This is a genomic window from Arthrobacter sp. Br18 (assembly GCF_000520555.1).
Classification (GTDB): Bacteria; Actinomycetota; Actinomycetes; order Actinomycetales; family Micrococcaceae; genus Arthrobacter_D.
The window spans coordinates 15,285-23,778 of record NZ_KI914861.1; the positions used below are offsets into that span (position 1 = coordinate 15,285).

General features: G+C 68.4%; 10 protein-coding genes. All 10 read left to right on the forward strand.

Features of this window, described 5'->3' with window-relative positions; translation table 11 throughout:
* A partial coding sequence (locus tag Y704_RS23370; protein ID WP_035772148.1) for a molybdopterin-dependent oxidoreductase occupies positions 1 to 1,052 on the forward strand: 1,052 nt, incomplete at its 5' end.
* Between the two features lie 66 nt (positions 1,053 to 1,118).
* Positions 1,119 to 2,396 carry a molybdopterin molybdotransferase MoeA gene (glp, locus tag Y704_RS20065; protein WP_081747506.1) on the forward strand — a complete coding sequence of 426 codons (1,278 nt, stop codon included), beginning with the start codon at positions 1,119 to 1,121 and terminating at the stop codon, positions 2,394 to 2,396.
* Positions 2,397 to 2,497: 101 nt separating this feature from the next.
* Positions 2,498 to 3,007 carry a cyclic pyranopterin monophosphate synthase MoaC gene (gene moaC, locus Y704_RS0109050; protein WP_026549884.1) on the forward strand — a complete coding sequence of 170 codons (510 nt, stop codon included), beginning with the start codon at positions 2,498 to 2,500 and terminating at the stop codon, positions 3,005 to 3,007.
* A complete protein-coding gene (locus Y704_RS0109055) occupies positions 3,004 to 3,489 on the forward strand; it encodes a MogA/MoaB family molybdenum cofactor biosynthesis protein (RefSeq protein WP_026549885.1) in 486 nt (161 codons plus the stop codon). The genes moaC and Y704_RS0109055 overlap by 4 nt, the downstream gene beginning before the upstream one ends.
* Positions 3,482 to 3,907, forward strand: a complete 426-nt coding sequence (locus tag Y704_RS0109060; RefSeq protein WP_026549886.1) for a molybdenum cofactor biosynthesis protein MoaE — start codon at positions 3,482 to 3,484, stop codon at positions 3,905 to 3,907. The genes Y704_RS0109055 and Y704_RS0109060 overlap by 8 nt, the downstream gene beginning before the upstream one ends.
* A gap of 16 nt (positions 3,908 to 3,923) precedes the next feature.
* Entirely contained in the window at positions 3,924 to 4,691 is a 768-nt protein-coding gene (gene dapB, locus Y704_RS0109065) for a 4-hydroxy-tetrahydrodipicolinate reductase (protein WP_026549887.1), read from the forward strand.
* A 1-nt stretch (position 4,692) separates the two neighbouring features.
* Positions 4,693 to 5,178: a hypothetical protein gene (locus Y704_RS0109070; protein ID WP_026549888.1), complete on the forward strand. Its 486-nt coding sequence runs from the start codon at positions 4,693 to 4,695 to the stop codon at positions 5,176 to 5,178.
* A gap of 192 nt (positions 5,179 to 5,370) precedes the next feature.
* Positions 5,371 to 6,378, forward strand: coding sequence for a M14 family zinc carboxypeptidase (locus Y704_RS0109075; protein ID WP_253904275.1), 1,008 nt, complete (start codon positions 5,371 to 5,373; stop codon positions 6,376 to 6,378).
* A 250-nt stretch (positions 6,379 to 6,628) separates the two neighbouring features.
* A complete protein-coding gene (locus Y704_RS0109080) occupies positions 6,629 to 7,894 on the forward strand; it encodes a saccharopine dehydrogenase NADP-binding domain-containing protein (RefSeq protein WP_026549890.1) in 1,266 nt (421 codons plus the stop codon).
* A 240-nt stretch (positions 7,895 to 8,134) separates the two neighbouring features.
* A partial coding sequence (locus Y704_RS20070; protein WP_253904273.1) for a hemerythrin domain-containing protein occupies positions 8,135 to 8,494 on the forward strand: 360 nt, incomplete at its 3' end.

The following is an 8,494-nucleotide window of genomic DNA, read 5'->3' on the forward strand; positions in this document are numbered from 1 at the left end:
GCGGAGCGCTCCTCGCGGGAGCGGCCGGTGCTGCCGCCGCGCACGTCCGGTCCACTCAGGCGCTGGTCACGAACCAGCGGACGGCCATTCGCCTGCCGGGGTCGGCGCCGTCCACGCCGGCGCCCCCGGTTGGATCGGTCATCCCCGCCGGTGCGGATCTTCGAGTGCCCGGGGTGAGCCCCCTCGTGACGGCGTCGCACGATTTCTACCGCATCGACACCGCCCTCGTGGTTCCGGTGGTCGATCCGTCCACCTGGAGCCTTCGTGTCACAGGCCTCGTGGACCGCGAGGTCGAGATGTCCTTCGAGCAACTCCTCGCACAGCCCCTGGTCGAGCGCTATGTGACGCTCGCCTGCGTATCGAATCCAGTGGGTGGAGACCTGATCGGCAATGCACTGTGGCTCGGTTGGCCCATCCGGAACCTGCTCGCCCGCGCGGGTGTGCAGCCGAGCGCCGATATGGTCCTGTCCCGCAGTGTTGACGGCTTCACCGCCGGGACACCCCTGGAAGCCCTGACCGATGACCGGGACGCACTTCTCGCGGTCGGCATGAACGGTGAGGCCCTTCCGCTGGAGCACGGCTTTCCCGTGCGCCTGGTGGTACCCGGCCTGTTCGGGTTCGTCTCGGCCACCAAATGGGTCACCGAACTCAAGGTCACCCGGTTCACTGACGATTCTGCGTACTGGTCCACCCGAGGGTGGTCGGAGCGGGGTCCGGTGAAGACGTCGTCGCGGGTGGACGTACCGCGCTCCGGTGCACGGGTGCCGACGGGACCCGTGACGGTGGGCGGTGTGGCCTGGGCGCAGCACCGGGGCATCGAAGGTGTCGAGGTGCGCGTGGACGGCGGACCCTGGCGGCGTGCCGAACTGGGAGCCCCCATCTCGGCCGACACCTGGCGGCAGTTCTCGATCGTCCTCGAGCTGGAGGCGGGGTCCCATACTGTCCAGAGCCGGGCCACGGACAGCTCCGGCGAAGTCCAGTCCGAAACCGTCCTCGCGCCGGCGCCGAACGGATCGGAGGGCCTTGACGCGGTAACGTTCACTGTGACATGAACCGGACAGCAGGGTGGTGCAACCGGCGCCGGCATTCCCCGGCCCGGCACCCCGTGAAAGGCAGACATGATCCGGAGCGTCGTCGAGCACCAGCAGGCGGTCACGGCCCTGCTGCAACGAAGCAGCAACTATTCCGACGCCTCCCAGGACCTCGCCCTGGCCGACGCGCGGCTGCGCGTTCTCGCCGTGGACATTCCTGCACCCGGCAACCTTCCTCCCTTCGATAATTCCCAGATGGACGGCTATGCGGTCCATGCGGCGGATCTGGGCGGAGGCCCACTCCACCTGCGCGTCGCGGCGCCCGTGCCCGCCGGCATCCGGCCCCCTGCACTGGAGCCGGGCACCGCCGCGCCGATCATGACGGGAGCGATGATCCCGGACGGCACCGGCGCGGTGGTACCGATCGAAAGGGCGACTCCCTCCCAGTTCTGCCCCGCGTACGACACCGGCACCGATTTCTGGGTCGACCTGCCCGACGCGGCCCCGGGAAGCTTCATCCGGGCACGAGGCAGCGACCTTGCGGAGGGCAGCCTCGCGCTCCCTGCGGGAACCCTGCTCGCCGCACCGCAGCTCGGCCTGCTCGCTGCATGCGGCGTGGGTAGCGTTTCCGTCCGTTCCCGCTTCACGGTCCTCCTGCTGTCCACCGGGGACGAGGTCGCTGAACCCGGCACCGAACTCGCTCCGGGCCAGATCTATGACGCCAACACCACGCTCCTCGAGGCGGCCCTCCACGAGGCGGGTGCCGTCGTCATCCGCCACCGCGCGATGAGCGATGATCCGGACCTGCTGCGCGAAGCGCTGGAAGGTCTCGAGCGCGAGAGCGTCAACCTGATCCTCAGCACGGGCGGCATCAGCCAGGGAGCGTATGAGGTGGTCAAGCAGGCCCTCGAGGACAGCAGCGTGGACTTCCTCACCGTGGCCATGCAGCCCGGCGGCCCGCAGGCCATCGGCGCCATCGGCGACGTCCCGTTTCTCGGGTTCCCCGGAAACCCGGTGAGTGCTCTGGTCTCCTTCGAGATGTTCCTGCGCCCCGCGCTGACCCGCCTCGTCGGTGCACCTGCCCCCAGGATTGCCCTGCAGGCGCGACTGGAATCCGCCCTGGAAAGCCCCGCGGCGAAGCACCAGGTCCGCCGGGGGCTGTACGCCGACGGCGCGGTGTCGCTCGTCGGAGGCACCGGATCGCACCTGCTGCATGCCCTGGCGGGATCCAACGCTCTGGTCCATGTCCCGGTGGGGCAGAGCAGTGCCGAGGCGGGGGACACGGTCACGATCTGGCTCATCGACCCGGCAGCAGGAACAGCAGTACCCGCCACATCGACACCAAGCACGAAGGAGAAGCAGTGACGGCCGAGAACCCGCCGAACCTCAACCCGCAGAACGCCAGTCCGCAAAGCGCCAGTCCGCCTGAAAACAGTCCGCCGAACGACAGTCCGGAGGCGCCCGCCCTGTCCCACGTGCGGAAGGACGGCACCGCCCACATGGTCGACGTGTCAGGCAAACCGGTCACCAAACGCGAGGCACGCGCCTCGGCCGTCCTGCGCACCCGACCCGACGTCGTCGCGATGATCGCTGACGGCGCACTGCCGAAGGGAGATGCCCTCGCCGTCGCCCGTGTGGCCGGCATCCTGGCCGCGAAGCAGACGTCGTCGCTCATCCCGCTGTGCCATCCCCTCCCGATCAGTCGCGTCACAGTGGATTTTGTCACCATGAATTCCGGGTCCGATGCCGATTTGGACACGGATGCGGATGCCGGTCCCGGTCCCGGGGAGGTCCTGGTGACCGCCGTCGTGGCCACGACGGCGGTCACCGGCGTCGAGATGGAGGCGCTGACAGCGGCGTCCATCGCCGCACTGACCCTCTACGACATGATCAAGGCCGTCGACCACGCCGCCGTCATCACCGACATCCGCGTAATGGCCAAATCCGGTGGAAAGAGCGGAGACTGGAGCATATGACTGCCCTTCGGAACGCTGCCGTGGTCATCGCGTCGACCCGGGCCGCGGCGGGTACCTATGAGGACGAGTGCGCGCCGCTGATCGCGGCATGGCTCCTGGAGCACGGATTCGCCGTCCAGGAGGCGGTGGTGGTGCCCGACGGCGCCGAGGTGGGCCAGGCGATCGGCCGGCTCCTCAAGGGCAATCCGGCGGTGCTCCTCACCAGCGGCGGCACCGGCCTCAGCCCCGACGACGCCACCCCCGAGCAAACGGCACCCCATCTCACCCGCCACCTGCCGGGCATAATGGAGGCCCTGCGCAGGACAGGGGAACAACACGTGCCCACGTCGGTGCTGACCCGCGGGCTCGCCGGGACGGCGGGACGCACCTTTCTCCTCAATCTTCCCGGCTCGCCCGGGGGAGTGCGCGATGGCCTGGCCGTCCTTTCGCCCCTGATCGACCACATCTGCCTGCAGCTCGAAGGGACCCCCGACCATGGGTGAAGTAGTACACGCCGCAGTCTCGGCCGGTCGCCTTGCGACCGACGACGCCCTGGCCGCCGTCGACTCGGCAGCGTGCGGCGCCGTGGTGGGCTTCAGCGGCGTCGTCCGCAACCACGACGGCGGGAAGGACGTCGCGTCGCTGAGCTACTCGGCACACCCGAGTGCGGAGCGGACCATCCGCGAGGTTGCCGAGGAGATCGCGGCGCGGTACGACGGCGTGCGGATCTGGGTCGCACACCGCGTGGGTCCCCTGGAGATCGGGGATTCCGCGCTGGTCGCCGCCGTCGCGGCCGGGCACCGGGGCGAGGCCTTCGCCGCGTGCTCCGCTCTGGTGGACGCGGTCAAGGACCGCGTCCCCATCTGGAAGGAGCAGTTCTTCTCCGACGGGACCGTGGAGTGGGTCGGGGCCGGCGCGTGACAGTAGGGTTGGACGCATGAACCAGGAGATACCCGTAGCAGTCCTCGGCGCCCGGGGCCGGATGGGGTCCCAGGCTGTCCGGGCCGTTGACGCCGCCGAGGGGATCGCGCTGGTTGCCGCCCTGGGCAGCGGCGACAACCTCGGAACACTGGTCTCCTCCGGCGCGCAGGTGGTGGTCGACCTCACCGTCCCCGACGCGACGTACCGCAACGTCGCCTTCGCCGTCGAGCACGGCATCCACGCCGTCGTGGGCACCACCGGATGGACCGCCGAGCGGCTCACCGACCTCGGCGTACTTCTGGCGGACCGCCCGGCGACCGGGGTGCTGATCGCCCCCAACTTCGCGCTGGGATCCGTCCTCGCCACGGCGTTCGCGGCGAGCGCCGCCCGGTATTTCGAATCGGTGGAGATCATCGAACTCCACCACCCCGACAAGGTGGATGCACCTTCCGGCACCGCGGCCCGCACGGCGCAGCTCGTCTCCGGGGTCCGGAGTGCCGCAGGAGTCCCCCGGAGCCCGGATGCCACCTCGTCCGATCCGGGAGGCGCGCGGGGTGCCGACGTGGACGGCGTGCGGGTGCACTCGGTGCGCCTGCGAGGACTGACGGCCCACCAGGAAGTACTTCTCGGCAGCCCCGGGGAGCAGCTCACCATCCGCCACGATTCCTTCGACCGGGGGTCCTTCATGCCCGGGGTCCTCCTGGGCATCCGCGGTGTGGCCTCCCATCCCGGACTCACCGTGGGACTCGACGGGTACCTCGACCTGCACGCGCCAGGCGGCTGACGTGAGAGCACTGATCGACGCGGTCAGCAGGAACCGCGCCAAGATCGGCGTGGTCCTCGTGACACTTCTTCTGGTGTTCTGGCTTGCCGTCTCCTTCCAGCGCAGCATCCTGCTGCTGACGGATCCCAACCCGGTGGCCAAGGCCCTCGGACTCGGGTACCTGCTGCTGCCCCTGATCGGCGCCTGGGCGCTGGTGCGCGAGCTGATATTCGGTGCACAGACCCAGAGGATGGCGCGCGTGCTGGAGCGCGAAGGCGGCTTGCCGGTCGATGACCTGCCGCGGACCCCTGCCGGCCGGATCGTCCGCTCGGCCGCCGACGAACTGTTTCCTCGGTACCAGGCTGAAGTCGAAAGCGCGCCCGAGGACTGGCGCAGCTGGTTCCGGCTGTCCTGTGCCTACGACGCCGCAGGTGACCGGAAGCGCGCGCGGCGGGCCATGCGGGACGCGGTGAAGCTTTTTCGGGGTACGGCGGGCGGTGCCGGCTGACGGTATGGGCTTTGCATCGTGCCGAGCGGGAGGCGCCGGTCATGACCGTGGTCTGCGGAGGGGCTATTCCTCCAAGCCCGACCGTTCTTTGATTGCTTGACACAAGCAACAAGTAGCGGTTGACTCAGGGCATCGCACCCACATCTTTGGAGGAACATCGTGAAGGCACCCAGGAAATTCGCCGCACTCTCGCTGGCGGTACTTCTGACAACAGGAGCAACCGCCGCCGCCCCGGCCTTCGCTGTCGGTGAGGGACCCAACTACGGGGGCAACGAGACCATCAATACCTCGATCCTGCGCTCCTATGACGAGGTTGTTGCTGAGCTGAAAGAGCAGGATGCCCGACAGTCGGCACTTGAGCTCGAAGTGATCGGGCAGTCGGTCAAGGGCCGTGACCTCTACCTCGCGAAGTACATCACCAATCCCGACAACCCGACCATCCTCTACCTGACGCAGCAGCACGGCAATGAGCAGCTGACCACGGAGGGTGCACTCGAGTTCATCAAGCACCTCGGGACGGGGAAGTCCGGGGGAGTGCTCGACGGCGTCAACATCCTCGTGGTACCCATGCTCAATCCCGACGGCGCCATGGGAGACGTCGACTTCGCGCTGGACGGCTACATCGCGGACGGCGGCAGGACGCTGACGCGGGCCAATGCGAACAATGTGGACCTCAACCGTGACCATGTGAACAAGCTCGAGCCGGAGACCCAGGCGCTCCACGACAACGTGATGCGTGCCTACAACATCGACTACATGATCGATCTCCACCACCAGGGCACGCAGAGCGAAAGAGACGGGGACCTCGTGTCGGGCTCGATTCTCTACCCCACCACCCCCAACGTCGACCCGGCGGTGCTGGACGGATCGAAGCGCCTCGGCTCCGTAGTGTTCGACGCCGTGGACTCCACCGGGTGGGGCCACTTGGGCCGGTATGTCGGCGGGGATGCCGAAACCATCAGCCGCAACGGCATCGCCGTGGAGTACGGCATCTCGACCCTCCTGTTCGAAATGCGCGGAATGTCCGACAACACGAGGGATTCCGCCGTGCTGGGCCAGAAGAGCAACGGGTACCTGATCAAGCAGACCGTCGTCACGCTGGATGCGACGGCCCAAGCCATCGCGGACGGCTCGATCGTCACGGCCGACACCTCCTTCTGGGATACCCTCGCCGAACAGACCACGCGAACCTCGGAATAGCGAGCGCACTCCCGTCGGCGGGCATCCCGGCACCGGCGCCCGCCGCCGGTCGTCCTCGGGCAAAGGCCCGTGCTGCCGTCGCCTGGGCAGATGTGTCCGGACCCGGCGTCGGGGCTCTCGCCAGGCGCTGACCTGACATGGTTCGACGTCCGCCTATGCTCGAGGTAGCCACCACCTCCTACGCAAGAAGGTGCACTGTGTTCCGCACGCCCACGCATCCGACGCCGGCCGATTCGCGCGCGGTGGAGGTGTGACTGCGCGCCGGTTCGACGTCCTCCTTCTCGGTGCGACCGGGATCACGGGTTCAGAGACGCTTGACTATCTCGTCCCGAGAGCGCTCGAACTCGGGCTCACCGTCGCGGTCGGAGCCCGAAACGTGGCCAAAGTGCGGCGGCAGTGCGCAGGCCGCGGGGTGGAAGCCCCGCCGCTGGTGGAGGTCGACGTCACCGATACAGCCCAGGTGGCGGCCTTCGCAGCAGCAGGGTCGGTGCTGATCAATCTCGTTGGACCCTATGCCCGGTCCGGCGAGTCAGTGGTGCGGGCGTGCGTTGCGGCAGGCACCTCCTACCTTGACCTGAGCGCCGAGACACAGTTCATCCGGCGCGTGGATGCCGCGCACCTGTCGGCCGTGGATGCCGGGGTCGCGGTAGTCCAGACAGCCGGGTTCGAAGCGCTGCCCGCGGACCTTGCCGTCGAGCTGGCGCGGAACGCCCTGCGCCGTCGGGGCGCGCGACTGGTCTCGGCCGATGTGGAGGTGTCCGTGCGGAGCACCGCGCCCGCCGGCCTGCGTGATCTCCTGTCCGGGGGCACGATCCAGAGCATCCTGGGAGTTCTCGACGATCCGGATGATCCAGCCCTCCGGAACGTTGCGTTCCGCGTCCCGGATGAAAGTGACGCGCTCCGGATTCGAAAGGCGTCACCGAACCGGGTGCGGCCCCGTCTCCATGCAGGACAGATCATCGCACCGATGGTGCCCGTCGCCTTCCTCAATCCTCCGGTGATCCACCGCAGCAGCTGGCTCCTCGCACAGGAAGCGAACGAGGAATTCGTTCCGCTCCGCTACCGCGACGGCCTCCGGTTCGGACGGTTCACCGGCGTCGGCGGGGTGCCGAGGCTGCTGGCGGCGGGGGTGCTCGCAGGGGTGCAGTCCCTGGGGATCGCGGCCAGCCTGCTCCCGTTTCCGTTCAGGAGGGTTCTGGCCCGTGCTGGGCGGCGGGTGCTGCCATCCAGCGGATCAGGGCCACGCGGGCCGCAGTTCCACCACTGGCGCTGGGAACTCGATCTCCTCGGCCGCTCCGATGATCACCAGCAGGTCCACGTTCGTATCGAGGCCGAGGGGCATCCCGGGTATGTCACGACCGCTCGGATGATCGCCGAGCTCGCGCTGATGATCGTCGACGGCAGCGGAAGCGGCCGGAGCGGATGCATCACCCCCGCACTGGCAGCAGGCGCCGATCACACAGGACGCTTCGCTCGAGCAGGCATGCGGTTCTCACTGTCCGCCGATCAGTCGTAGCCCGCCGGGGCGGTGCGCCGGGCATGAACCCCCGAGCCGACCGACCTGGGGCGGTCCCCTCAGCCGCCCCGCCCCACGCCGGCCCAGCGCGGTTATGAATCGTGCGGGCGGTCGCGGCCGCCGTCATCGGCGGCACCGACCCGTTCAGCCGAAACTCATCCCTGAGCCCATCCGCCGAGTCATTGTTCAGCATGTGGCCAGGTGTTAACATGTTGCTGGGAGAGGTCCTGGTCTTACCTGATGAGCGTTAGGGGCGACCCGATGACGGACTTCTTCACCATGCAGCCCGGCGAGACCGCTGCTCCCTTGCCACCGGGACCCGTCCTGTGCGCCGGGTCGGCGTCCATGAGGCGCATCCACCGCTTTTTCCTGTGGGCGTATGACGAGGCGCCCGGTCTGGTGCAATCGGCCGCGTCCGGTGACACCACACGCGCGGCATATGTGGGGGAAGTGCTCGGGAACTTCGACAAGGTGCTGCATATTCATCACGAGGGCGAGGACCTGCTCATGTACCCGCAGCTCGCGGAACGGGCACCGGCGTGCGCGTTGCACGTAGCGCAGATGCTCGAACACCACCGGCAGGTCACACAGCGGCTCGAG